Consider the following 23,703-nt stretch of genomic DNA (forward strand, 5'->3'; position numbering starts at 1 on the left):
TGTTTCTCAACCTCACACGGCCCTGTCTACTCTTGCATTACTCTTCCTGAAATTTTATCAGCTCATGCCTATCTTCCGCATTACGGTATTTTTGACACCCTGAATAACGTGCGGAGTGAGACGCTTCTTTTCTTTTAGGATCTGCTTAAAGAGGTCTTTTTTCTTTTCAGGCGTCTCAGGTTTCTCTACTGGTAACATACTCAGAGACTCAGTCTTACATGCAGAGACGCAGGCGCCACAACCAAGACACCGTTCAGGGTCAACTGTCATTGTGTATTTTGGCTTGCCAGCCGGATTATCAACCTTTGTCAAAGCTTCAACGTTACACGCCTTCTGGCAAAGACCGCATCCATTGCAGCTCTCGGCATCAATCTTTAGAGTAAATCCCGCCTTAGCAACACCGTTTGGAAAACCACGCAGCACACCACCAAGCAGTTCACAACAACATGAACAACAGTTACAGATAAAGGACGGCTTATGGCGAATATTGTCTGTAATGTGAGTAAGGTTTAAATCGCGCGCTTTATCAATTACCGCGAGCAATTCATCAACACTCTTTTCTTCGGCAAAGCCTCGACGAACCATAAACTTGGCACCACTACCTAAAGAGATGCAAATACCTTCGGTGGGAGCATTTTTATCGCACGTTTGGTTGAGATGTTCTTTTTTGTGACGGCAATAGCACATACCAACCGCGCCATAACCTGCCTTTTTAATAATCTCTCTGGCACTCTCGTATGGGGTAACTTCTGAATGAACCGGAATATGCTCTTCGTAAGCAAGAGATCTGGTAAGCGGTGTCTTGCTCGCAAACATCTCATTGCCCATGGAGTCATCGGGATCTTCAAAGAGGTATTCGTGCATCAGTTGCGCAAGCTCTTTAACCGGCAGATCCTGACGCTGTTTCATAAAGGTCAGCTCGAAAAAACCGATCAGTCCGGGCATCAGTAGCCAATAGGTCCTTCGACCATATTTCATGTCCATGACCAGACCTTTCTCGGCCATCATATCGAGCACTGGTGCAAGTTTTTCTTCCTCCCAGCCTGTAGCCCGAACGAGCTCTTTCATTGTCGCTTCCTGAAGCGGAAAGCGCGAAGCAACAAAGGCCTCATCTTCAGAGAAAAGAATTGCCAGAATCTCCCGCAACTTCTCATTATCCGGTAGACCGATCGGGTATTTATTCAACCTGTCAATCAGTGGAACAATGCTGCCTTTACCGTTTATATGATGACCCATTTAGACCTCCGGGGTGTAGTCGGATGCGCGTTAGCTGCTTTTTTGTGTTTCTATTTTTTCAATTGAAACTCATCAATTGAGTCAAGATCGAGGCACGTGTTAGGTTTTTACCGCAAACATATAGTACATATGTCTGAGTCTCGTTCCTCGCTTACATGAGGATGAAAAATTCACACGCAACGCTGAGCTTGTGTCAACTTGTAGTTTCAGCTGTTCATAACATATGTATCACGCAAAGCATAGACCTGCTCCTTCCAGACAGCCTCAAAACCATTCGTATCAACAACCGGTTTTTTTAGCATTTCCCTATAAATCTCTTCCTGTTCATCAGTGTTGTCAAAACCAACAATCATCTGCAAAGCTGCTCGTGCGTAATCCTGAATGAGGAAGGTAAAGATCTGTTCCAGCAGCGCTTCATCTGTGCCTTGAATTTTAGCATTCTCCAGAATTAACTGTGCATACACTGAGAGAGTAAAAAGTTCACCGGCACTCAACATATAATCGATATTTGCAGCCTGCTCTTTTGTCGGTGGCGCTGTTACCAACAGCTTTCTGAACAACTCCATCTGAGTCCTGAAGAGCTTAACATTTGGAGAATCTATGTCTTTATAGGCAAGTCGGTAATCAGGGAATCGTACACTAGCCAGTTTCCCGGTCATCTGATTAAAGAGATACTCATCATCTCGTGCTTCATGCTGCTGTGGTATTGCAGGATAATTTGCTGGCTCAAAGAAATAATTTTTCACAAACTTGATGATTAGCGCCATGTTCACATGCTCGGTGCCTTCTAATTTGGGAAGCATACCGATATCGCGGATAGCCATCTCAAAATAGGTGTCCTGCTCAAATCCTTTTGCAGCGATGACCTCATGCAACAAAGCAACCACCTTCTCGCCCTGCCCGGTAACCTTCATTTTAACAATAGGGTTAAAGAGCAGATATCTGCGATCGTCGTCAGAAGCGCAACGCAGATAATCGGCCGAGCGGTATGCTACAAGCTTCATTGCGCAAAGACGAGCATAACTCTCAACAAACATTTTTTTAACATGAGGGAAGTCTGTAACGTAGCGCCCATATAAATTACGCGCTGCTGCATGATTTAGTGCCTCATAAAACGTATGGGTGGTAATACCAATTGAAGCACAGCCTAGCTCAAATTTACCCACATTAATGGTATTGAGTGACGAGTTCCAGGCATGATCACCTCGTGAAAGGATATCTGCCTCTGTGATTGGATAATCTTTAAGGGAATACTCAGCAACATACGCCTGCCGCACACCTGACGTGTCGATTTTCTTGTCACACGAATATTGGGGATGATCAGGCTTAACAGTGAAAAACACATACTCACCCGTGCCCTCAATCTTGGCAAACGTTGAAACAAGCGCCGCACAATTACCATTGCCGATATAATATTTTGAACCATTCGCCAGATAAGTGCCATTATCCTGTGGAGAAAGTATCATCTCTGAAGAATACAGATCTGCACCATGGGTTTTCTCAGAAAGACCAAAAGCAAAGACCCCGCCATCTGCAAGCAGCTTCGCGGTAAGATGCTTCTGCTCTTCATTTTTCCCCATCCAGATCGGGCCAAGCCCAAGAATGGTCACCTGCCATGCGTACCAATAACACAGCCCGTAGAATGCAAGGATTTCATTATATTCGCTAATACGGTACATATCCCAACGCGTCTCATTCTTCCCGTATTTCGCCGGAGTCAACAGCTGTGAAAAGACACGTTCGTTCTTTATAAACTCAAGAAAATCCTCATACCAGACCATCGACTGATCATCTTCTTTAATGCTCTTGAGACCTTTCTCCTCAAAGAAGTTAACAGTCTTTTCGACAAGCTCACGATAACGGTCATCTATATGTGGACGATCATATTTCTTCGGATTCAGCAGCATCACAATCTCCTGGATTATATAAAAAGGGACATTTCAACCACGCTCTTCCCTCTGACACCTCACAACTCAGTCCTATTTCCTTTAATCTGTCTTTTAAACCTTCGTCCTCACTACATCCCACCTCTTAATCTGCCATGTCGTTTTCGCCAGAGCAATGTCATTGCCAGCTGCATCGACCACCTTGCTTTCCATAATTACAGTGACAAGTTCCTGATCATTCAGCGGCTCAACGACTTCCTGATCAAGACGCTCACTACTGCACCTGGATTCTGAAAAAATGTCATCTTTTGCCTGATAGAGATATTCCACCTCCATATTTGACATGATCAGTCGGTACTGGGCCGGATGAAGCTTTGTCATCAACAGAAAGCCTGCCGAAAACTCAGCAATAGTCGCTATCGCACAGGCATGGATTCCACGTATATGATTAAAGTTGCTCTTTTTGTACCTGCTTCTGGTGCGGATGAAATCCTCACCTATCGCCTCAATGCCAAAACCATGAGGCCTGTTAAACGGAATTACTCGTCCGATAACAGTGTTTAAGACCCAGAGCCAACCTTGTGATTGTCTTGCTCTGGTAGTTAGCGGTGTAAGCAGGTTAAAGACGTTCATCAGATACTCCTTCCACTGGAAAAACCCTGATGATTCGCTTCAAAGACAGTTCCCGGTTCATTAGCATCACCGACAACCTGAAAGTGGATTCCCAATTCAGCCGCTGCTTTTTTCAAAGAATTTTCAGATCTGGTGCCGACTGCCAGTACAATAGTGTCAGCAGAAATTTCACGAATTTCGCCACCGATTTCAAACCGTATTCCTGCCGGTGTTATCTCAATAACTTTGGCACCAACACATGGTTTGACACCAAAACGACTGACATCCTGCAACATTCCCCAGCGAGTGGATTTACCAAAATTGGTGCCGAGTTTGTCTATCAATTCGATCAGAAAAACTTCCCTGCCACCATCCGTTGCCAGCCGTGCAAGTTCTGCAGGATCTTCGGCCTGATTAACCAACAAAAACTTTAATTCTTCACCCGAAAGAGTACCTTCTTCAGCCAGCATCAGTGCAGTCTCAACACCAACGGCACCTCCACCGATAACTGCAACTTTTCGGCCAGCCTGTGTTTTGCCGGCAAGCACATCCCACGCCTGCACAACATTGGGTAGATCGACACCAGAAATTGAAGGAGTTACAGGGCTACCACCTGTTGCAATAATAAGTGTATCCGGGTTGAGTTCAGCCAGTGTTTCTCTTGTCACTTCGGTATTCAAAACAACCTGAACACCAGCCTCTGCCAGTTGCCTGGTCATATCATTTGCGAATACAAGAAACTCACCACGACCTGGAGGTGCTCCAGCCAGATGTAACTGACCGCCAAGCCGCATGGACTTCTCATATAATTTCACACGATGACCTCGCTCAGCTGCAGCTATAGCAGCAGACATACCGGCGACACCGCCCCCAACCACCATCACCTGCTTCAGCACTTCAGGGTTATCCTGTTTCAACTCACGTTCATGACCAGCCCGAGGATTACAGACACACTCAACAGCTTTCATCTTAAAGATATTGTCAAAGCAACCCTGGCCGCAGGCAACACAGTGAACAATCCGGTCCTCTTCACCACGTTCAGCTTTTGCCGGAAAATCAGGATCTGTAATCAGCGCCCTGCCAATTGCAACTGCATCGCAGTAGCCGAGTGAGAGAAGTCTTCGTGCGGTTTCAGGATCATTTATTCGATGGGAGGCAATAACAGGTACCATCACTTTATCCCTGATTTCCCGCGCCATATAAGCGAAAACCCCGCGTGGCACTTTAGTGACGATCTGAGGCACCTGTGCCTCATGCCAGCCGACATTGATACAAAGAGCATCAGCACCCGATTCTGTGAGAGCCAACGCAAAGGTCTGCAGATCTTTAGCACCGATTCCGCCTTTCATAAAATCATTACCATTAATACGGACAAGCACCGGAAAATCTTTACCAAGTCGATCTTTTACAGCTTCAATCACCTCGCAGCCAAACCGCATACGGTTTTCCAGGCTGCCGCCATACTGATCAGTTCGCTGATTGGTAAAGGGTGAGAGAAAAGCACTGATCAGATAGCCTGTACCAGCAAGGATCTCAACAACGTCAAACCCTGCTTCCCGCGATCGTTCTGCAGCATCTGCAAAACGGATAATGGTTTCCTTAATTTCCTCAACAGCAAGCTCGCGAGGCGTTTCTTTTGTCAGACGCGAAGGCACCGGAGACGGAGCAACCGGCTTTTTGCCGCCAAGAAAGAACGAGGCGTTATAGCGTCCGGCATGGTTGAGCTGGATAGCCGCTTTGGCACCACCCTCTTTTATCGCTGAAGCAAGACGGGCAAGCCCCGGAACAAACGCATCGTCATGCGCCCCAATATTTAGGGGTGTTCCGGATAACTCATCAACAGTGGCGTAGCCCACACTGATAAGCGCGGCTCCCCCTTCGGCTCGTTTGCGGTAAAAATCGATCAGCTGATCTGTAACCTGAAAATTTCGGCACATGTTCATATGCATGGCAGGCATAAAAATGCGGTTTTTTAGCGTCAGCGTCCCGATAGTCCAGGGCTGAAACAATGGGTCGTACATATATTACCTCCCGGTTACATGATTAAATTGATCAGCGACGCTGTCGAACAGGCCTGTTGCATGGAGGGAATCACTGAGTTTCTCAGGCGCTGCAAGAAAGTCCTGCATAAACAGGATCTCTGAACCCTTGAGATAAATGTGAAAGACATCGGTCATGGAGTTGTTAAAGAGTGTCTCAATAATTTTTGCCACATTGCGCTCATCCGCATACGGCTTCATCTGCTCTACCCGAATAAGCATTTTGCTTATATAAAAAAGCAACGTATCATTGATGCTCTCAACCGATTTTCGATGACCCGGCAACACTGTCTTGCCATTCAGAGACGAGAGTTTTACGATCGATTGGCAATATGCATCATAGTTGTTAAAACGTTCACCGGTAATCAGATCAACATCAAGCAGCGGAGATTGAAAAATCCCCCGCAACAATGTGTCACCTGATACTACAAAATCATCAAACACATAGACAACATCACTCTGAGAGTGCCCGGGGCAGTTTATAACCTCTATACCAATCTCTTCCGGGATATCTTCCTCTGCTATTTTATAATTCTCCGGAAAAGCCGGAAAAAGCACCCCGCTATCAAAGATTTCCCGCAGCTCATCAAGATATTTTTTCGAGAACCCTATAGCCAGCAACAAGGTGTACATCTGTTGCATTCGGTAGTCATGCTGGGTGATCTTTAACGAATCGCGGTACGGCAGATAAACCGCCGCTTCAGTTTCCTGCTCAAGCCAATGTGCAAGCCCGTAATGATCGATATGACAATGGGTAATAAAAACATGTTTGACCCGGGCCAGGTCGACTGAATCTTGGAGATAATTCTTTGCCTCCCTGATGGGCGGCCCGGTATCAAACAAACACAATTCCCCATCCCGCTCAACAGTGTAACAATGAACAGGACCAACTAAGTACGGAGTATCAATGGTGTGTTGAACAGGTTTACTCTCCATAATCAGCTGTCTCGTAATTAGAAAAAGTCTCAAAAAGGTTCTGCTACAGACTGCCCTCGACAGGAAAAATGAGAAGTTTCGTCTAAGATTGAGGCATGGGTCGGGAAATTACCACAGGCGTATATTTAATACGCCGAGGATAATTTACCGGCACATAACAAAGATATTAGGCGAAAATCCTCATTTTAAAAGAGCACTCTCCGGGGCGCGAGGTTTAAAAAACAATTCCCCGGAGAGCGCGGAGCTGTTAGAAGAGATATTTCTCTTCTTCACAGGCAGTTTTAGCCAGCAGACGCTTAGCCTGAAGCAGGCCGGATGCATCATACTTAGCAAATCTTCTGATACCGGACAGGATCATTGTAAGCGTATCACCTTCTTCTACATAGAAGGCGCCCTGCTTGGCTGCACGGCTCACTTCCTCTGTCATGGTGAAAGCACATACTTTCACTGCGGCTTTGAGCAGTTCCTGCTTACGCTCGCTTGATGTCGGCAGTACCTTCTCTGCGCGAAGTACAGCACTTTCAAGTGCGTAGATCTGGATTGCGATGTCAGCAGCGGCCATCAGGATCTCCTGCTCATCGGCGATTTTGTCCATAAACTTCTGAACGCCGGCACCAGCAAGGATGAGGAAGATGGTTTTCAGGTTACCGATAAGCGCTTTCTCAGCAGCAAACGGTACTGAATCATCAATCTCTTCAAAGCTTGGAGTCATCAGCTTCTCAAAGGCTTTCATTGCTTCGGCCTGGAGTGGAAGCTGACCTGTCATCGCTTTTCTGAGGATCATGCCAGGAATAAGCAGACGGTTAATCTCGTTGGTACCTTCGAAGATTCTATTGATACGTTCATCACGATAGTATCGTTCTGCAGGATAATCGCTTACAAACCCATATCCGCCATGAATCTGCAGAACCTCGTCAACTGTTCTTGCCAGAACTTCACTACAATACACTTTGGCAATACCGCACTCCGGAGCATAATCTTCAATGGCCTTCAGGTACAGTTCGTAATAGTTATCGGCAGATCTATCGATCTTTTCAATTTTCTCATCAAACACACCGGCCATCCGATAAACCAGCGACTCAGAGGCGTAGATCTCAGCAGTCATGTTGGCGACCTTCTCACCGATTGCACCAAAGCTACTGATCTTCTTACCAAACTGAGTCCGCTCATTGGCATATTTGATGCCATCTACCATTGCCATTTTGGATGCACCGCAAACACCTGCACCAAGCTTGAAACGTCCAATATTCAGAACGTTAAAGGCAATTTTATGACCTTTTCCAATCTCACCAAGTAAATTTTCAACCGGTACCTTACAGTTATCAAGAATAATCTGAGTGGTGGATGACCCTTTGATACCAAGCTTCTTCTCTTCAGCTCCGACTACAAGACCTTCAAAGCTCTTCTCTACAAGAAATGCGGTGAAATGCTCTTTGTCAATCTTGGCGAATACGGTGAACAACTCAGCAAAACCACCATTGGTAATGAATTGCTTGGTTCCATTTAAGATATAGTGTTTTCCGTCTGCAGAAAGTGTCGCGGTTGCGGCTGCGCCAAGCGCGTCACTACCAGAACCAGGCTCTGTCAGACAATATGCTGCAGGCCATTCTCCAGATATAATTTTTCCCAGATATTGTTCTTTCTGAGCAGGAGTTCCGTAATAAACAAGGGGAAGAGTTCCAATACCAGTATGGCAGGTATAGGCAACTGAGAATGATCCTGCCTGTGAGATCTTTTCTGCTACAAGCATTGAAGACGCTTTGTCCAGCTCAAGGCCGCCATACTCTTCAGGAGCGTCCATCATCAGCAGACCAAGCTCACCGCACTGGCGCAGGCCTTTAACCACGATATCAAAATCCTGCTTCTCTATTTCTTCGAGATGCGGGAAGATCTCATTTTGTACAAACTGCTCTGTGGTTTCAGCCATCTGGCGATGTTCATCGGTAAAATCTTCCGGAGTAAAAACATCAGCACATGGCGTTTCAGCTACCAGGTATTCCCCACCTTTCAACATATTTTTAGACATATTCTCACCTTATAATGTTATGCGCTATCATCTCTTCTCTGAGAGCCTATTGGAGAAAGCCTTTTACCAATAGGCTCTTCAATTGCGCTTACAGTTTTTCAAAAATACCGGCTGCTCCCATACCACCGCCGATGCACATGGAAACCATTCCGTACTTCGCCTTACGACGTCCCATCTCATGCAGAAGGGTCGCGGTAAGCTTAGCACCGGTACATCCAAGTGGATGACCGAGAGCAATTGCACCGCCATTTACGTTGACAATTTCAGGACTGATCTTCAGTTCCTGCATTACCGCCAATGCCTGGGCAGCAAACGCTTCGTTCAGCTCGATCAGATCGATGTCAGCAAGTGAGAGACCTGCCAGACGAAGAGCCTCTGGAATTGCTGCAATAGGACCAATACCCATAAGCTCAGGAGGTACGCCATTGACTGAAAATGAAAGGAATCTGCCAAACGGGTCTTTCTTGATTTTCTTGAGATAGTCTTCAGAGACGATCAGGGTGGCGGCTGCGCCATCAGTCATCTGTGAGGAGTTACCCGCAGTAACCGGCCCACCAACTTTGAATACTGAGCGGAGTCTGGAAAGTGATTCAACGGTGGTTCCGGGACGAACACCGTCATCCACTGTCACCATTTCTTTCACTCGTTTAATTTTATTACCGTCCAGAAATGTATTTTCGATCTCAACAGGGATGATCTCATCAGCAAAGGTACCGTTCTGAATAGCTGCTACAGCTTTGGCGTTACTTGCGGCTGCAAAGGTATCCATCATTTCACGGTTGATGCCGTATTTCTCGGCAACCAGTTCTGCTGTGGTTCCCATGGAGGCGAACGCCTCAGGCCAGTCCACCATCATACCCGGGTTGGCAGCATACTTAAGGCCACCCATCGGTACGCTGGACATGGACTCAACACCACCTGCGATGATACAGTCGGTAAAACCTGCCATGACACGTTCAGCGGCAATGGCAATACTATTTAAACCAGAAGAACAGAAACGGTTGACGGTCAGCCCTGGAACCTCAATGGGCAGTCCTGCTTTCATTGCAGCAATTCGTCCGACATTCATTCCCTGCTCTGCTTCGGGGAACGAACAACCGAGTACGACATCACTGACAGTCATCGGGTCGATCTCGGTTCTTTCAACAAGTCCCTTGATCGCTATCGCGGCCAGATCATCCGGCCTCATATCTTTGAATTTTCCTTTATTTGCTCGGCAGCCTGGAGTCCTGTAGCTTGCCAGTATATATGCTTTTTTCATCATGGTCCTCTCTATGGATAAACGTATTAACCAGTAAGTGTGTTTTATCTTTTATGGCGGTACTAGTTTCTCAAAGGCTTGCCGGTTTTCAGCATATGCTGAACACGCTCGCCAGTCTTCTTGTTGCCACAGAGTTTAAGGAAGTTCTCTCTCTCAAGTTGTAGGAGATATTCTTCACTGACGATTGTTCCAGGATTAACATCACCACCACAGATAACCTGAGCGATTATAGTTGCCATTTCATACTCATACTCTGTTATGAAATTACCCATCTTCATGTTCCAGAGCTGGCTCTTGATAGATGCCGCGGTGCCACGTCCCGGTGCTGCTATGTCTGTACGAGGAGTCTTTGGCCGATAATTCACAGCAAGTCCGAGCACCTTCTGCTTGGCATCACCGATAAGCTTATCGATGTCCATTGTGATGGAGTCACCCTCACGCATATAGCTCATGCCGTAGAGTTCGGCTGCGCCCATGGACACTTTTGCCATGGCAATCTGCTCGAAATGCTTGATGATAAATGGCTGAACATCGGTATTGTATTTAGATGCAAGATCAACCGCACGTAGACACAATTCCTTAGTACCACCACCAGCAGGCAGTAGACCAACACCGATCTCAACCAGCCCCATATAGGTCTCGGCATAAGCGTTAACCGCATCAGCGTGGATGGAGAACTCACAACCGCCGCCAAGTGCCATGCCAAAAGGTGCTGATACAACAGGGACCTTTGCATATTTAATTGCCATGGTTGCGTTCTGAAAAGAACGGAGCACCATGTTGATGTCATCGTACGCGCCTTCAGCCATGGCTACTGCCAGCATCATCAGGTTAGCACCAACCGAGAAGTTCTGTCCTTGATTACCGACTACGAGGCCAACACCTTCTTCTTCTGCTCGCTTGACCGCTTTATGGGTCATTGCCAGGATGTCGCCACTGATGGCGTTCATCTTTGAGTGGAACTCAAATCCGAAGACACCGTCGCCCAGATCGATGATTGAACAGTTGGAGTTCTTTTCAACAACCTTGCCTGCTCTCTTTAAGATATCAAGCTTGATCTGACCTTCTTTGGTCGGTACAGCTACATACTCGCCCTTAATAACATCCCAGTATTCCTGAGAACCTGAAGGGGCAAATCTGTAAAAAGACTCAACCGCTTTCATCTTTTCAGGTACGGCAACACCATCTTTTTCTGAACGTTTGATAAATTTTTGAACGCCGATGGCATCAAGCATCTCGAATGGACCGATTTCCCAGTTAAAGCCCCACTTCATGGCGTTGTCGATATTGACCACGTCATCAGCAATTTCAGGAATTCGGTTGAATGCGTAGATCAGGGTGTCGCGAATTGATTTCCAGGCAAACTCTGCACCTTTATCAGCGCCGCCAATGATCATTTTGATTTTCTGGGCAGGATCATCAACCTGCTTCACCATACCGACAGAAGCGAATTTTGGTTTTTGAATAGGTTTGTAGTCGCCTTCTTTATAGTCGTAATAGAAGATCTGACGTTTACCATCGACCATCGCCTTCTTATAAAATCCCTGCTTGCTCTTATTACCCAACCAGCCGTTCTCGATAAGCTTGGCCATGAAATCAGGCTTCTTGAATACATCACGCTCTTCATCGTCAGGAAGCAGATCGTAGGAGTTTGTTCCTACATGGGCCAGAGTATCAAGACCAACAAGATCAGCAGTTCTAAAGGCTGCACTCTTTGGTCGTGCAGTGGCAGGGCCGGCAATTGTATCAACTTCTTCAACCGTCATGTCCATCTCAACCATATGCTGCATGGCCTTATAGATGGCGTAGACACCGATACGGTTGCCGATAAAGTTTGGTGTGTCTTTGGCAAAAACAATTCCTTTACCAAGACGAGTGCCGATAAAATCAGCCATACCGGTCATAACTTCAGGGTCGGTTCCCGTGGTTGCAACGAGTTCCATCAAGCGCATGTAACGTGGCGGATTGAAGAAATGGGTAACCAGGAAGTTTTTACGAACCTCGGCAGGAAGCACCTCAGCCATCTCGTTTGCAGAGAGTCCACTGGTGTTTGTGGAAAGGATTGCACCCGGTGCCAGATGAGGAACCAATTTTTTGAGCAGATCAAGTTTGATCGGCATATATTCAACAACAACTTCGACAATCCAGTCACACTTTGTGAGTTTTGGCAGATCGTCTTCCAGGTTACCAACATCAATCTGTGCTACGTAATTTGTTAAGAAAAACGGAGCCGGTTTCATCTTTATCAGAGCGTCTCGACCAGCCTGAGCTATACGATTACGTACCTGAGGGCTCTCTAGGGTCAGTCCCTTTGCCTGCTCTTGCTCGGTAAGTTCCTTAGGGACGATATCCAGCAAAAGAACTTCAAGTCCAGCATTGGCCAGATGGGCTGCGATGGTTGCTCCCATAACTCCGGCGCCAAGTACACCTACGCGATTTATCTGCCTCATTTTGTCTCTCCATTATTGGTTTTCGGCCGGCCTACTAAACCGTTACCAGCTTTCATATACAACTCTTCGATGCCGTCTTTGTACTTGTTGTAGATTTCTTTACGTTTGAGTTTTAAAGTTGGTGTTAGTTCTCCACCTTCTATCGTGAATTCCCGTGGAAGGAGGACAAATCGTTTTATCGTTTCATAAGGCGGTAATGTCGCATTCAGCATCTCAACACGTTGTGTGTAGAGTTCCATTACCTTGTTATGTGTAACCAGTTCTTCCATATCGATGTAGTCAAGCTCCAGCTCACGGCCCAGATCAATTAATCGCTCAAGGTTAGGGGTAAGTACCGCAACCAGGTACGGCTTTTTGTCACCATAGACATAAGCTTGAGAGATATACTTATCGAGCTTGAGTTCATTTTCGATTGGCTGTGGTGCTATGTTTTTTCCACCGGCTGTAACGATGATCTCTTTTTTGCGGTCAATAATATAGACGTAGCCCTGCTCGTCGATACGAGCGATGTCACCGGTCTTAAACCAGCCATCTTCAATCGTCTCACGGGTAGCATCATCATTTTTATAATATTGGCCCATTACCTGTGGTCCCTTTACGTAAAGCTCACCGTCTGCAGCCAGTTTCACCTCTGTATCTTTCAGTGGTTTCCCCACCGAGTCGAAACGAATAACATCCAGGCTTGAGAGTGTAATCGCCGGGCTTGTCTCAGTTAAACCATAACCATTAAAGACCGGTAGTCCGATAATCCACATGAATTCGTTGATAGTTTTGTCAAGCGGCGCGCCACCACAGATGAAATATTTAATCTTTCCACCAAATCGCTCCCGCACTTTCCTAAAAACCAGTCGATCAAAGAATTTATACTGTAATTCCAATATACCAAGTGGTTCATGGGTGACATATTTTTTTTGGACATATCTCCGACCCACTTCCACGGCACGATGAAACAGATTGCGTTTGAACGCTGTAGACTGGTGAACGTTTTCGTAAACTCTTGAGTAAATTTTCTCGAACAGACGCGGCACACTCACCATATTGGTTGGCCTGATCTCAACCATATTCTCCATTACTTTCTGCACGTTCTCGGCAAAGGCCACATGGTTGCCGCTGAGCAGGTTGGTATAATACCCGCCTGTTCTCTCAAGCACATGACTTAATGGAAGAAAACTTAAAAATGTTTGTTGAGTCTTAAGCTGTCCAATCCTGGCAACGCCATGCTCGGCGTTCACCATGATATTTCGCTGGGTAAGCAATACACCTTTTGGCACACCTGTTGTTCCTGATGTGTAAATAATGGTCAGGATATCTTCCTGTTTGATGCGCTCAATCTCTGCCTCGATCTCTTCCCGTTCGCTTTCCGCCAGAGGGGTAGAAACTTCTGACAACTGGTACTGGGTGTAGACGGGGAAGGACCTGTCGCCCATGAACCGTTCGTACGATATTATCAACTCTACATTTGGAATCTGGTCACGAATTGAAAAAAGCTTCTCATATTGTGACTTGGTTGAAACAAAGACAACCTTGGCTTCGCTATGATTGATTACATACGCCGCCTGCGTGCCGGTATTGGTTGCATAAATTGGAACGGTGATTGCTCCGGCCGACTGGACGCCAAAATCCGAGATAGCCCACCCCAGCCTGTTTTCGGAGAAAATTGCTACCCTGTCTCCCGGTTTTACCCCCGATTTTTTCAACCCTCGGGCGAGCATTAAGACACGCTCATAAAACTCTTCATAGGTCAGGGATAGAAATACCCCACGTTTCTTGTAACTGATCGCCGTCCTGCCGGCGAATTTCCTTGCGTTATCCTTGAGAATTGCAGGAATCGATTGATATGACAAAAAGTTCATAAGTCATCTGCTCCAAACTAATTTTCGGACCGACACTATTGCCCACTCTTACGCGGAAAACTCTTGCATTAATTCCTACATAGCGTACCTTTACGTTTAAGTCAACCATTTTATAAACCGGGTTTATACTTTCTACTCAAAGAAATCAATGTTAGTTAGACAGACATACCCAACCAACTGGAGGCTATTATTATGAAGGAAGTAGTTATAGTTAGCGGAACTCGAACGCCTATCGGATCATTTGGTGGATCATTAAAAAATGTATCAGCTGTTGATCTTGGTTCTCTAGTGATTGGAGATGCTTTACGTAAAGTCAAGCTTCGTCCTCACCCTGACAAACAGACACTGGAAAATGGTCCAAACACTCTAAAAAATTTAGAGAAAACTGAGCTGGAAATACGCTATGACAACTGGGATCAGAATCACTCCCCCGTACATGTAGATGAAGTCATCATGGGTAATGTCCTGCAAGCAGGCCTTGGTCAGAACCCTGCACGACAGTCTACAATACGATCCGGTCTCAATTTTGAAACCCCCGCCTTTACCATGAATAAAGTTTGTGGATCAGGCCTTAAAGCCATTGCTCTTGCCGCCTCATCAATAATGACAGGTGAATCGGAGGTTGTAGTTGCAGGTGGTCAGGAAAGCATGAGCAATACCCCGATGGCTCTCTCTAAAGCCCGCTGGGGACACCGGATGGAATTGACAGGAGTTGGAGATATTCACGACCTGATGGTATTTGACGGCTTATATGAAATATTTTACGGCTATCATATGGGTGTAACCGCTGAAAACATCGCAAAGATGTATGATATCAGCCGGCAAGCCCAAGATGAACTTGCTGTCCTCAGCCATAAACGCGCACGCACCGCAATCGAAAATGGAATCTTTGCTGAAGAAATTTCTGCTGTCACCATTCCCCACAGAAAAGGCGATATAGTTGTCGACACAGATGAGCGCCCTATGGAGACCAGCCTTGAAAAAATGGCAAAACTTCGCCCCGCCTTTGACCGTGATGGTACCGTCACCGCCGGTAATGCCTCAGGCATCAATGATGGCGCGGCTGCTGTTGTGCTGATGAGTCGCGATAAAGCCAAACAGCTCGGCCTCACACCACTTGCAAAAATTTCAACCTGGGCATCTGGTGGTTTAGACCCTGCATATATGGGCCTTGGACCGGTCCCGGCAATCCGCAAAATTCTGGCATTAAAAAAGATGTCGATCTCTGATATCGAGATGATTGAGCTTAACGAAGCGTTCGCCTCACAGGCAATCGGCTGCATGCGTGAGCTTGGTATAGATACAGAAAAACCCAATCAGCTTGGCAGCGGAATTTCTCTCGGGCACCCCATCGGCTGCACAGGAGCCCGCCAGATGGTTACGGCGATTCATCAGATGCAGAGGCATGACTATGCGAATGGACTCATCTCAATGTGCATTGGCGGAGGTATGGGCATGGCAATGCTGATTGAAAGAATCTGATCAACTCCTGCACAGGGGTCGATAGCCTGATTCAACAATCAGGCTATCGACCCGACCTTTATGTCCTGTCATACCTCAGATGTCTAATTCTGCTCGCCCTTTTCACTTCCTGACTTCGTTACGTCTTCTGTTACATAGCGCTGCTATGCTCCATCAGTCATGCCTTGCAGGAAGAGAAAAAGCTTCACAGTATTACGACATCTGACACATGACATGACACTAGTTTTTTTCTCTTCCAGATATCTATTTCTCTGCAAAATATCACTGACCTATTTTGCAGTTCGTTACTTGTTTCCTCAATCTTGCAAAGATATACTGTAACCAATGAATAGGTATAAATCTGAATCAACACATAATCTACAATCTGGTAACTATCCGTTCAACTACACATTAAAATCCTGTCAGGACAAATAACTACCCCATAATTATTCAATTAATCCTGCTGTTATTACTCACAAATAACCAAGGATAATTTCATGAGGAACATTGTGTTCTCCTTAATATTTCGGTTAGTCCTGTTGCCGACTGCACTGCTCACTATTTTGTCAGCATCACTGTATGCAGAAACGCAAACACCGGTACAGGAACTGACATTCCTCAACTGGGCAGACTACATCGCTCCTGAGATTGTAGAAAATTTTGAGAAAAAGTTTAATGTGAATTTACGGATAATCACCTTTGAAAGTGATGATATTCGCACCCAGATGATCCTCTCAACCGATGGAGAAAATTTTGATGTCGTGCTTGTCGATGGCAACAGTCTTGAAGCGTACTCACGCCGAAAATGGCTAGCACCAATCGACAAAGATAGTTTACCGAATTTAAATAAGTTATATCCACAGTGGCAGACGGCATACACAGGTTCTGCTGAATTTGCAGTACCCTATTTCTGGGGCACGACCGGTATTGCCTACCGGGCAGATCTTGTAAAAACACCTATTACCAAATGGATGCAGTTGTATAATCCGGCCAACGAACTTCAGGGAAAAATATTTATGCTTCCGCAAACCCGGGAGTTGATAGATATTACCTTAAAAACACTAGGACATTCGATAAACAGCACAGATAAAGAAGCATATAAACAGGTTCATAAATTACTCCAGTCCCAAAAGCCTCATGTAAAAAAATACGACGTGCCGGCTGTCCATGAGAAATCCGCATTAATCGACGGATCAGTAGTCGCTGCTATGACCTATAATGGTGATGCACTCATGCTCAGAGACATCAATGAAAATATCGTATACACCGCTCCTGAAGAAGGAGGAGTGCTCTGGGCTGATTATCTTGTTGTACTTGCCAAAAGCAACAAAAAGAAACTGGCTTGGGAATTCATAAATTTTCTCAATGAACCGGAGATTGCTGCTGAGCTCGCTCAGTATACTCATTACGCAACGCCTAACAAGGCAGCAGAGAAATTGCTCCCTAAAGAATTCCTGAAAGACACGGCAATCTACCCACCAAAAGAAATTCTACAACGTTATGAGATTGATGAAAAACTCCCACCACGAATAGAAAAACTTCGTTCATCAATTTTTTCTGAAATAACCCGCGGCAAGATCTAATGAAAATCAGTACTAAAATCATCATATTTTGTCTTCCGGTTATTATCATTCCACTCCTACTACTGGGGGCAGTCAGTTACATTAAACTGCAAGAGGGTGTAAGAGATTCTATCCTCAGCGAAAGAGCCAACCTTCTCGCCCAGATGACTGATCAGGTTGAACGTACTATTCAGACCATTGAGTCCAACACGCAGTTATTTTCCGGCTCCAAGATCTTACATAAGTATTTGCTCATAGAAGATGATTGGGAAAGATATACACTGTTTCTTCCATCACTGACAGCAGTGTTCCAAAACTACCAGGTTGTTTATCCGGAATACTTTGAGATCAGAATTCTACTACCGGATGGTTACGAAGATTGTCGTGTAACAACTAACACGACTGTCAACATCTCTGATGATGAAGCTGAAAGCAGCTATTTTAAAGATATCGTTGCTCATAATGAAGACACCTATTCAACATTTTTTGAAAACAGTGATACAGGAGAGCCAGCGTTTTTATCGAGTAAACGAATACTCCTCATAGACGCAAGCTCTCATGAAAAGACGACTGCACCCAAGTTACGCGGTTATCTGGTCTTAACAGTAAATACAGATTTTCTATCAAGGACCATCAAGAAACTCAGCCCTACTACACGAGGGCACGTTTTCTTTATTCTACCATCCGGATCAGTCGTTTCTAACGATGCTAAGATTGCAAATCACTTCTACTCCTCTATAGACAATATTAAACGACTAAAAGATGAGGAACTCAACAGATTGCGTATCAAGGAAGAAGAGGATGGCAAGGTTTACTACCAGTTCAGGCGTGTACACCGGGATCTTATTATTGTGAGTGTATTGCACTCTGGAGATATCATTTCTGAGAGCCTTTCGCTTGGAAAGATCATTCTTACTCTCACCTTACTGACAGGACTGGTTAGTTGCATTCTGCTCCTGGTGGTAATCAGGTACCTCGTTCTCAAGCCGATATCGATACTGAGCAATGCTGCGACCTCTATCGGCAGCGAACATATTGTAGTTAAGGAACTGGACATCAAATCTAAAGATGAATTTGGTGAACTGGCCGGAAGTTTTACCTCGATGACAGAACGGCTGGCAGCCTATCGCCTGGAGGTGCACCAACATCGCCAGGATCTTGAACATAAGGTTCAGGACAGGACCAGAGAACTCCAGATAGCAATGAATGAAGCTCAAGCGGCAAATACAGCGAAATCACAATTCATCGCTCAGATGAGCCACGAAATTCGCACCCCGATGAATGGAGTGCTGGGTATTGCATCATTATTACGAGACACCAGCCTGTCCACAAACCAGTTGGCCCTTCTTGATACGATAGAACAATCAGGAAATGCCCTGCTTACCATAATTAACGACATTCTTGATTTCTCTAAGATTGAAGCTGGAAAGCTCGAACTCGTCCATGAGCCGTTTCCATTGTCTGGATTAATACAAGATACCATCGATATGCTTTCAGGAAATGCTCGCAAAAAAAATCTCGCACTGACTCAATCAATCCCCCCGGAACTCCCTGAATATGTACTGGGTGATAGTGATCGCCTTCGTCAAATTCTCGTTAATTTACTGGGTAACGCCATTAAATTTACTTCAATAGGAGGTGTGGCGTTACGAATTCGACTCGAAAAACAGTCGGCTGATTCAGTTGACCTGCGCTTTGACATTACAGATTCAGGGATAGGTATAGCCACAGAGAAACTTAACGATATTTTCTCACCTTTCGCACAGGCCGATTCAACCATGACCCGCCAGTTTGGAGGTACAGGCTTAGGTCTCACAATCACACAACAACTCGTAAAAATGATGGGCGGAGAAATCGGCGTTAAGAGCATATTGGGTAGTGGTTCAACGTTCTGGTTTACAGTGTCTTTGCCAATAGCCGAAGCCCCTCAGGAAATCGAGCAGCGCAACCTTCCTGCACACCATACTCAGCAACTGTCCGGCCGGGTGCTGGTAGCTGAAGATAATGAAGTTAACCAGATCGTTGTCGAAGGAATATTGCGAAAGCTTGGACTACAGGCAACTTTAGTTGAAAATGGCAGGCTTGCTGTTGAAAAACGTGAAACGGAAGCTTTTGACATCATCCTTATGGATTGTCAGATGCCCGTCATGGATGGCTATCTGGCAACTCGAAAAATACGGAAATATGAAGCCAATTCCGGTGCTGCACCTATCCCGATAATCGCGCTTACAGCCCATGCAATTCTAGGAGAAAAAGACCGCTGTCTTGCATCGGGTATGAACGACTATCTCAGTAAACCCTTCACCCAGGAGCAACTCGAAGAGCTGCTGCTTCGCTGGCTGGGTTCCATATGACAAGCTCATTTCGATTGCAAAACCAGCTAATCTACTAATCCCTTCAATTATCCTGAGACTGTTATATTTATGGACACAGGTGTATAACGTGTAGTAAAAATCCAGACACTCCACATTCAATCTATTACTGTATCCTTGAAATTCCTCTAATAACGACCTATGACACCAGCAATAAACATCCTCAAGAAAAAGAAAGTTACGTATACAGTTCATTCCTATCAGCATGACAGTGACCACGCATCGTATGGCTTGGAAGCAGTAGAGAAACTAGCATTAAACCCTGATCAGGTGTTTAAAACTCTGGTTGCAAGTCTTGATGACGGCAGTCTTGCAGTCGCCATTATCCCTGTTGCACATAAACTGAATATGAAACTGCTCGCCAAAGCGGCCGGGTCAAAAAAAGCGGCCATGGCAGATAAAGCGATTGTCGAAAAAACGACCGGATATGTACTCGGTGGAGTCAGTCCTCTTGGCCAGAAGAAACAACTTAAAACCTATATAGACGCTTCAGCCGCTGAATTATCCTCAATGTTTGTCAGCGGTGGCAAACGTGGATTAGAGATAGAACTGGCACCTCAGGATCTGGCAACCCTTACGCGCGCCACATTCGCAGAAATATGTCAACACGAGTAACCCCCAGCTAAAGCTCTCTTTTTTTTAAAAGGGTGCTTAACCAGGAGGCATTCTGACAATAACCTTTCGAAGTCTACGCTATCTGCCCAAGCTTTTAGGAATTTTCAAAGAATACTTCTCGCAGGTAAACGAAGGCTCCAGTATTCGGCATATGGCATATGGCTGTGCTTAATTTCACAACATTGCCTTGACCTGAAGAGAAATTTGCTCAATCCGACAAACTCCTAAGGCCAACTTTATCCTGATAGAGTATATCCTTTTCTGTAACCATTAATTTTAACAGGGAATATAAGGTGTTTGGGACAATAGTAAATTCACTGGCCATAATTATCGGCAGCCTTGTCGGGCTGCTGCTCAGCAAAGGCATACCGGATAAATATAAAGAGATTATCCTCAGCGCCGTAGGCTTGTCGGTCATTCTCATTGGTGTAAAAAGTGCTCTGGTTTCAAACGAGTTGATGATCGTTATATTTTCGATGATTTTCGGAGCACTGTTGGGTGAGGCTCTGGCCATTGAAAGACGACTGGAAGCTTTCGGCAGGTTTCTGGAGCGAAAAATCGTCGGTGCATCCAGCGATTCAAGTTCATTCGGTCGCGGCTTTGTAACAGCCAGCCTTGTGTTCTGTGTTGGTTCCATGGCAATTGTCGGCTCCCTTGAAAGCGGGCTCACCGGCAACCATCAAACCTTACTGGCCAAATCTGTACTTGATGGATTTACCTCTATCGTATTCGCCTCCACTATGGGGCTCGGAGTAATGTTTTCAAGCCTTGCTGTTTTTCTATACCAGGGCATGATCACCATGACCGCAATATTCATGAAAAGCTTTCTGGTACCCGAGACCATTGCCCAGATGACCTCTGTCGGTGGTCTGCTAATCGTGGCCATTGGCCTTAACATGCTTAAGATTACAACGATACGTGTCGGCAATATGATTCCGGCTATTTTCCTTCCACTGCTTTATTTTGCTCTTTGTCAGTGGTTTATCTGATACATGCCGGGGTTGTACTATGTTGAGCCTTTTTTTTGTTTTACTGGGGAAAATTTTACCGCTGTATATCAGCATTTTATTAGGCTTCCTGTCTGTTCGATTCCTAAAAGTTGATAAAGGTGTTATCGCAGCGCTCCTGTTCTATATAATCGGGCCTGTGGTGGTTTTCAGTGCCACCTTATCTGTCGAGATAACGCCCGGCGTGCTTTTCCTGCCAATCTTCTTTTATCTGTTCAGCTCTGCAATCGCCTTTATCACCTTATATATCTGGGGTAAACAATGGCCTGATGCCACCGGCAATATCCTGGCGTTTGCGACCGGTACAGGCAATACCGGGTATTTTGGTATAGTCCTGGCACTCATTCTGTTTGAACCTCAGGTTGCTGATATTTTTATTTTTGCAATGCTTGCCTCGCTCTTTTATGAGACAACAACAGGCTATTATGTCACTGCAAAAGGGAGTTTTACAGGCGCCGAGAGTTTACAAAAAGTGCTGCGACTCCCTGCTCTTTATGCATTTATATTGGCGCTGGTTCTCAATGTGGCGGATGTGAAACTGCCTGAAGTATTACAGAGCTATACAGGTCAGTTTAAGGTAGTTTTTTCAATTCTCGGAATGATGCTGCTCGGGATGGGCTTTGACCAGTGGAAGAAAAGTAAAGGGATTGATTTGAAGTTTCTCTCTATATCCCTTATCGCAAAATTTATATTCTGGCCTTTAGCCATATTGTCACTCATTCTTCTGGACAAATCAATTACCCAGTTACTGAATGATGATCTCTACAGAGTGATGTTTCTCTTTGCCATCGTCCCCCTTGCCGGGAATACGGTTACACTTGCGGTTCTTCTTAAGGCACAGCCCGAGAAAGCGGCATTTGCTGTACTTTTATCAACGGTAATTTCGATATTTTCTATTCCGCTGATGCTCTCACTCTATGAGCTGATTTAAGGAGAGTAGAAAAAAGTGAGGCGTGAGGTGTTAGGAGTGAGGGGGAAAAACACTCACAATCTGGAATAATTCATCAAAGAGTTTGTATTGAAAAGGCATTTAACTGGAGCCAATTTAAAGCGAGCAACTTGTGTAGTTTTCGCCTCATACCTCACGCCTATAGCCTATGATCTTTTCTTCTGTCTGATTACCTGTGACACACCACTTTCAATTTTTTTGCCTTTTTTACGACGATCAGAATAGGACATTTCGCTTTGTTCTGATTCTGTTTTTAATTTCATATAATTAAAAAATCGTTCGTTTGTCAGCTCTCCATCCTCAATCGCCTGCTGAATTGCACATCCGGGCTCATTACTGTGGCCGCAATTGGCAAAGCGACAAGACAAAGCGAGATCATTGATGTCATCAAAGTTATCATCCATGACGTCACTCGCAGTAGCAATGATACCGACTTCCCGCATCCCCGGCGTGTCTATTAACAATGCGCCATCGCTTAATGCAAAAAGCTGACGACGAACAGTTGTATGCCTGCCTTCGCCTGAGTTGCTTACCGATTGTGTTCGCATTGTATCTTCGCCGGTGAGGCGATTAATGAGGGTACTTTTGCCAACTCCTGAAGAACCGACAAGACAGTAGGTATTTCCCGGCTCCATTATTTCGCTGATCTGGTCCAGGCCGGAACCGGTCACATTGCTTAGCGCAATAATTTTGGTGGTAATCCCTTCATTGCGAATTTCGGCTATCAGTTCAGTTAGCTGGTCTTCAGAGATCAAATCGGTTTTGGTCAGAATCAGTACAGGTTCTACGTTTCCTTCATTAGCCATCACCAGATAGCGCTCAAGTCTGCTTATATTGAAATCGTAATGACATGACTGAACGATAAAAACCAAATCGATATTAGCCGCGATCATTTGCAGCCTGTTGCTTTTACCTGCAGATTTGCGACGCAAAAAAGACTTTCGTGGAAGGATTGTATGGATGCTCGCGTACGTGCTGGATTCCTGATAGTCCATGCAGACCCAGTCACCTACGCAGGGCATATCTGCTTTGGTTTTATTGATCTTCTTAATGAATTTGCGTGTTGCCTTGGCAGGAACTTCACCCTGCTCATTCTGGACACTATACTGGCCACGATCAACAATCATTACTCTGGCAACTTCCTGTCCGGGCTTACGCAATTCAGCAACTTTTTCAGTAAACCAGCTATCCATTCCGAGTTCTTTCAATTCCATAAAAACAACATCAATTTTGTAATCTGAAGGTTCGTTTATGCTCAACCGTTAAACCAGCTGAGATCTTTTCATTCTTCGACCAAACCCGACCGAAGTGTTCAGTATATATAAATTCTAGCGCCTGCGCTCAGGCTTTATCAATAGCTTTGTTAAAAACAGGCTGCAAATATTCTGCGGCAATCTCGATTAGAATACAACTGATATCGCAAAATAGTAGTTTCCCT

Annotated in this window: 16 protein-coding genes; 6 read left to right on the forward strand and 10 right to left on the reverse strand. The window is 45.3% G+C overall.

Annotated elements, in window-relative coordinates; translation table 11 throughout:
- Positions 1-57: 57 nt before the first annotated feature.
- The 9 genes from FCL46_RS18410 to FCL46_RS18450 form a co-directional block, all read right to left on the reverse strand.
- The gene (locus FCL46_RS18410; protein WP_136810332.1) at positions 58-1,236 is read right to left on the reverse strand and encodes a 4Fe-4S binding protein; all 1,179 of its coding nucleotides are present in this window, start codon (positions 1,234-1,236) and stop codon (positions 58-60) included.
- A 206-nt stretch (positions 1,237-1,442) separates the two neighbouring features.
- Positions 1,443-3,143, reverse strand: a complete 1,701-nt coding sequence (locus tag FCL46_RS18415) for an acyl-CoA dehydrogenase family protein (RefSeq protein WP_228723247.1) — start codon at positions 3,141-3,143, stop codon at positions 1,443-1,445.
- 93 nt (positions 3,144-3,236) lie between these two features.
- Positions 3,237-3,755 carry a DUF4442 domain-containing protein gene (locus FCL46_RS18420; RefSeq protein WP_136810330.1) on the reverse strand — a complete coding sequence of 173 codons (519 nt, stop codon included), beginning with the start codon at positions 3,753-3,755 and terminating at the stop codon, positions 3,237-3,239.
- Positions 3,755-5,755: an oxidoreductase gene (locus FCL46_RS18425; RefSeq protein ID WP_136810329.1), complete on the reverse strand. Its 2,001-nt coding sequence runs from the start codon at positions 5,753-5,755 to the stop codon at positions 3,755-3,757. The genes FCL46_RS18420 and FCL46_RS18425 overlap by 1 nt, the downstream gene beginning before the upstream one ends.
- 3 nt (positions 5,756-5,758) lie before the next feature.
- Positions 5,759-6,709, reverse strand: a complete 951-nt coding sequence (locus FCL46_RS18430; protein WP_136810328.1) for an MBL fold metallo-hydrolase — start codon at positions 6,707-6,709, stop codon at positions 5,759-5,761.
- Positions 6,710-6,956: 247 nt separating this feature from the next.
- Positions 6,957-8,735 (reverse strand): acyl-CoA dehydrogenase family protein, encoded by a 1,779-nt coding sequence (locus tag FCL46_RS18435; protein ID WP_136810327.1) that lies wholly within the window; start codon positions 8,733-8,735, stop codon positions 6,957-6,959.
- Between the two features lie 88 nt (positions 8,736-8,823).
- Positions 8,824-9,996 (reverse strand): thiolase family protein, encoded by a 1,173-nt coding sequence (locus FCL46_RS18440; protein WP_136810401.1) that lies wholly within the window; start codon positions 9,994-9,996, stop codon positions 8,824-8,826.
- A gap of 62 nt (positions 9,997-10,058) precedes the next feature.
- Positions 10,059-12,446, reverse strand: a complete 2,388-nt coding sequence (locus tag FCL46_RS18445; protein WP_136810326.1) for a 3-hydroxyacyl-CoA dehydrogenase/enoyl-CoA hydratase family protein — start codon at positions 12,444-12,446, stop codon at positions 10,059-10,061.
- A complete protein-coding gene (locus FCL46_RS18450; protein WP_136810325.1) occupies positions 12,443-14,299 on the reverse strand; it encodes an AMP-dependent synthetase/ligase in 1,857 nt (618 codons plus the stop codon). Before FCL46_RS18450 ends, FCL46_RS18445 begins: the two co-directional genes overlap by 4 nt.
- 192 nt (positions 14,300-14,491) lie before the next feature.
- Between FCL46_RS18450 and FCL46_RS18455 the strand changes: the two genes are divergently transcribed.
- From FCL46_RS18455 to FCL46_RS18480, 6 genes are all read left to right on the forward strand, one after another.
- On the forward strand, positions 14,492-15,781 hold the full coding sequence (locus FCL46_RS18455) for a thiolase family protein (protein WP_136810324.1): 1,290 nt from the start codon (positions 14,492-14,494) through the stop codon (positions 15,779-15,781).
- A 476-nt stretch (positions 15,782-16,257) separates the two neighbouring features.
- Positions 16,258-17,343 carry an ABC transporter substrate-binding protein gene (locus FCL46_RS18460; RefSeq protein WP_136810323.1) on the forward strand — a complete coding sequence of 362 codons (1,086 nt, stop codon included), beginning with the start codon at positions 16,258-16,260 and terminating at the stop codon, positions 17,341-17,343.
- Positions 17,343-19,676: an ATP-binding protein gene (locus FCL46_RS18465; RefSeq protein ID WP_136810322.1), complete on the forward strand. Its 2,334-nt coding sequence runs from the start codon at positions 17,343-17,345 to the stop codon at positions 19,674-19,676. Before FCL46_RS18460 ends, FCL46_RS18465 begins: the two co-directional genes overlap by 1 nt.
- A 159-nt stretch (positions 19,677-19,835) precedes the next feature.
- Positions 19,836-20,309 (forward strand): Cys-tRNA(Pro) deacylase, encoded by a 474-nt coding sequence (gene ybaK, locus FCL46_RS18470; protein WP_136810321.1) that lies wholly within the window; start codon positions 19,836-19,838, stop codon positions 20,307-20,309.
- Positions 20,310-20,602: 293 nt separating this feature from the next.
- Positions 20,603-21,298 (forward strand): DUF554 domain-containing protein, encoded by a 696-nt coding sequence (locus tag FCL46_RS18475; protein WP_136810320.1) that lies wholly within the window; start codon positions 20,603-20,605, stop codon positions 21,296-21,298.
- Between the two features lie 19 nt (positions 21,299-21,317).
- A complete protein-coding gene (locus FCL46_RS18480) occupies positions 21,318-22,247 on the forward strand; it encodes an AEC family transporter (RefSeq protein ID WP_217909463.1) in 930 nt (309 codons plus the stop codon).
- A 164-nt stretch (positions 22,248-22,411) separates the two neighbouring features.
- Here the strand turns inward: FCL46_RS18480 and rsgA are convergent, their stop codons facing one another.
- Positions 22,412-23,524, reverse strand: a complete 1,113-nt coding sequence (gene rsgA / locus FCL46_RS18485) for a ribosome small subunit-dependent GTPase A (protein ID WP_228723248.1) — start codon at positions 23,522-23,524, stop codon at positions 22,412-22,414.
- Positions 23,525-23,703: the final 179 nt, after the last annotated feature.

It is taken from the genome of Desulfosediminicola flagellatus (assembly GCF_005116655.2).
Taxonomy (GTDB): domain Bacteria; phylum Desulfobacterota; class Desulfobulbia; order Desulfobulbales; family Desulfocapsaceae; genus Desulfopila; species Desulfopila flagellata.

Coding starts and splice junctions, on each gene's coding strand:
- FCL46_RS18410 (WP_136810332.1), bottom strand. CDS start 1,236: ATGGGTCATCATATAAACGGTAAAGGCAGCATTGTTCCACTGATTGAC.
- FCL46_RS18415 (WP_228723247.1), bottom strand. CDS start 3,143: ATGCTGCTGAATCCGAAGAAATATGATCGTCCACATATAGATGACCGT.
- FCL46_RS18420 (WP_136810330.1), bottom strand. CDS start 3,755: ATGAACGTCTTTAACCTGCTTACACCGCTAACTACCAGAGCAAGACAA.
- FCL46_RS18425 (WP_136810329.1), bottom strand. CDS start 5,755: ATGTACGACCCATTGTTTCAGCCCTGGACTATCGGGACGCTGACGCTA.
- FCL46_RS18430 (WP_136810328.1), bottom strand. CDS start 6,709: ATGGAGAGTAAACCTGTTCAACACACCATTGATACTCCGTACTTAGTT.
- FCL46_RS18435 (WP_136810327.1), bottom strand. CDS start 8,735: ATGTCTAAAAATATGTTGAAAGGTGGGGAATACCTGGTAGCTGAAACG.
- FCL46_RS18440 (WP_136810401.1), bottom strand. CDS start 9,996: ATGAAAAAAGCATATATACTGGCAAGCTACAGGACTCCAGGCTGCCGA.
- FCL46_RS18445 (WP_136810326.1), bottom strand. CDS start 12,446: ATGAGGCAGATAAATCGCGTAGGTGTACTTGGCGCCGGAGTTATGGGA.
- FCL46_RS18450 (WP_136810325.1), bottom strand. CDS start 14,299: ATGAACTTTTTGTCATATCAATCGATTCCTGCAATTCTCAAGGATAAC.
- FCL46_RS18455 (WP_136810324.1), top strand. CDS start 14,492: ATGAAGGAAGTAGTTATAGTTAGCGGAACTCGAACGCCTATCGGATCA.
- FCL46_RS18460 (WP_136810323.1), top strand. CDS start 16,258: ATGAGGAACATTGTGTTCTCCTTAATATTTCGGTTAGTCCTGTTGCCG.
- FCL46_RS18465 (WP_136810322.1), top strand. CDS start 17,343: ATGAAAATCAGTACTAAAATCATCATATTTTGTCTTCCGGTTATTATC.
- ybaK (WP_136810321.1), top strand. CDS start 19,836: ATGACACCAGCAATAAACATCCTCAAGAAAAAGAAAGTTACGTATACA.
- FCL46_RS18480 (WP_217909463.1), top strand. CDS start 21,318: ATGTTGAGCCTTTTTTTTGTTTTACTGGGGAAAATTTTACCGCTGTAT.